The organism is uncultured Campylobacter sp., from assembly GCF_938040115.1.
Taxonomy (GTDB): domain Bacteria; phylum Campylobacterota; class Campylobacteria; order Campylobacterales; family Campylobacteraceae; genus Campylobacter_A.
Genome location: NZ_CALHXD010000017.1, coordinates 1 through 1355, shown reverse-complemented (window position 1 = coordinate 1355; position 1355 = coordinate 1). Strand labels below are relative to the sequence as shown.

Genomic DNA, 1355 nt, shown 5'->3' with positions numbered 1-1355 from the left:
TCTTTTCGCCGTTAAAAACGTAGCTTACTTCAACCTCGTTTAGATAGTCCGGATACAGCCCCCAGATCGGCACGCCGTCATGCGTCAGCAGCGCATGCTCGGAGACGTTATAGGCGATGTCGATGCCGCCGTTAGGTTTTCCTAGCACCCGCACGTGGATATCCTTGATGTCCTTGCCCGCCCTATCGATGACGGCCGTTAGAGGCGCCACGTCGTATGGGTTGATAAACACCGAGCCAAGCTCGCCCTGGGTTTTTACCTGATGCGCCAAAACGCCCGCACTCGCAGTCTGCGGCACCGCTATAAACGCGCCGCCTACCAAGGCCGCAGCCAAAACGATAGAACCGAAAAAATTCTTACGCATATTCGCTCCTTTTGGGTAAATTTATCAAATTTTACTACTACCAAATCACATAATAATCATACTAGCTTTAAACTTTACTTAAATATCAAATTTAAAGCTAGGTTTTAATATGAAGGCTTAAATTTTAAAACGAGAGCGAGCCGGATAACGGGTCAAATTTTGATATAATTAGCCCGAATTTATCAAATTTAAGGAGAAAAAATGCCTTTCATAAACGTCAAAATGGCAGGCCCGGAGCCGACAAAAGAGCAAAAGCAAAAGCTGGTCGAGGAGATGACCGACACCATGGTGCGCGTGCTGGGCAAAAACCGCGAGCGAGTGCAAATTTATATCGAAACATACGACGCAAGCTCGATAGGCTCGGGCGGCAAGACGCTTGAGGAGATTAGAAAGGAGCAAAAATGAGCGAATTTTCAAAAGAGGATTTGGAGCGAAAAATCACGCTAGCAGCGGGCGATACGGCGCCAAATTTTATCCTAGAAAACAGTGACGGCGTAAGTATCAGCCTAAAAGACTTCGTCGGCAAAAACGTCGTGCTGTACTTTTATCCAAAAGATAACACCCCGGGCTGCACGACCGAAGCATGCGAATTTAGCGCGCTTTACGACGATTTTATAGCCAAAGACACCGTGATCGTGGGCGTTAGTCCCGATAGCGTCAAGTCGCATGCGGGTTTTGCGCAAAAACAGAGCCTAAAGCACATCCTACTAAGCGATCCTACGCACGAAGTCGCCAAGCTCTACGGCGTCTGGCAGGTCAAAAAAAACTACGGCAAAGAGTATCTGGGCATCGCGCGCTCGACCTTTGTGATCGGCAAAGACGGCAAGATCGCGAAGGTGTATAAGAGCGTGAAGGCGAAGGATCATGCGGCGAAGGTGCTAGCTGATCTTGTGAAGTGATTGCGGCTTGTCTCGCGAGCGCTTTTAAATGATTTCATAAATTTCGCCCTGCGACAGACTATATGTCTAGTCTTGGGACGAAATTTACTTCA

3 protein-coding genes are annotated in these 1355 nt (G+C 48.0%); 2 read left to right on the top strand and 1 reads right to left on the bottom strand.

The features are described from left to right. Window positions 1-364: aryl-sulfate sulfotransferase N-terminal domain-containing protein (locus Q0314_RS00885; protein ID WP_298055458.1), on the bottom strand; the 364-nt coding region annotated here is incomplete at its 3' end. Window positions 365-565: 201 nt separating this feature from the next. On the opposite strand from Q0314_RS00885, the gene Q0314_RS00880 reads away from it, so the two are divergent. Beyond that, the gene (locus tag Q0314_RS00880; protein ID WP_002949321.1) at window positions 566-769 is read left to right on the top strand and encodes a 4-oxalocrotonate tautomerase family protein; all 204 of its coding nucleotides are present in this window, start codon (window positions 566-568) and stop codon (window positions 767-769) included. Then, window positions 766-1263, top strand: coding sequence for a thioredoxin-dependent thiol peroxidase (gene bcp / locus Q0314_RS00875; protein WP_298055456.1), 498 nt, complete (start codon window positions 766-768; stop codon window positions 1261-1263). The genes Q0314_RS00880 and bcp overlap by 4 nt, the downstream gene beginning before the upstream one ends. Window positions 1264-1355: the final 92 nt, after the last annotated feature.

Coding starts and splice junctions, on each gene's coding strand:
- Q0314_RS00880 (WP_002949321.1), top strand. CDS start 566: ATGCCTTTCATAAACGTCAAAATGGCAGGCCCGGAGCCGACAAAAGAG.
- bcp (WP_298055456.1), top strand. CDS start 766: ATGAGCGAATTTTCAAAAGAGGATTTGGAGCGAAAAATCACGCTAGCA.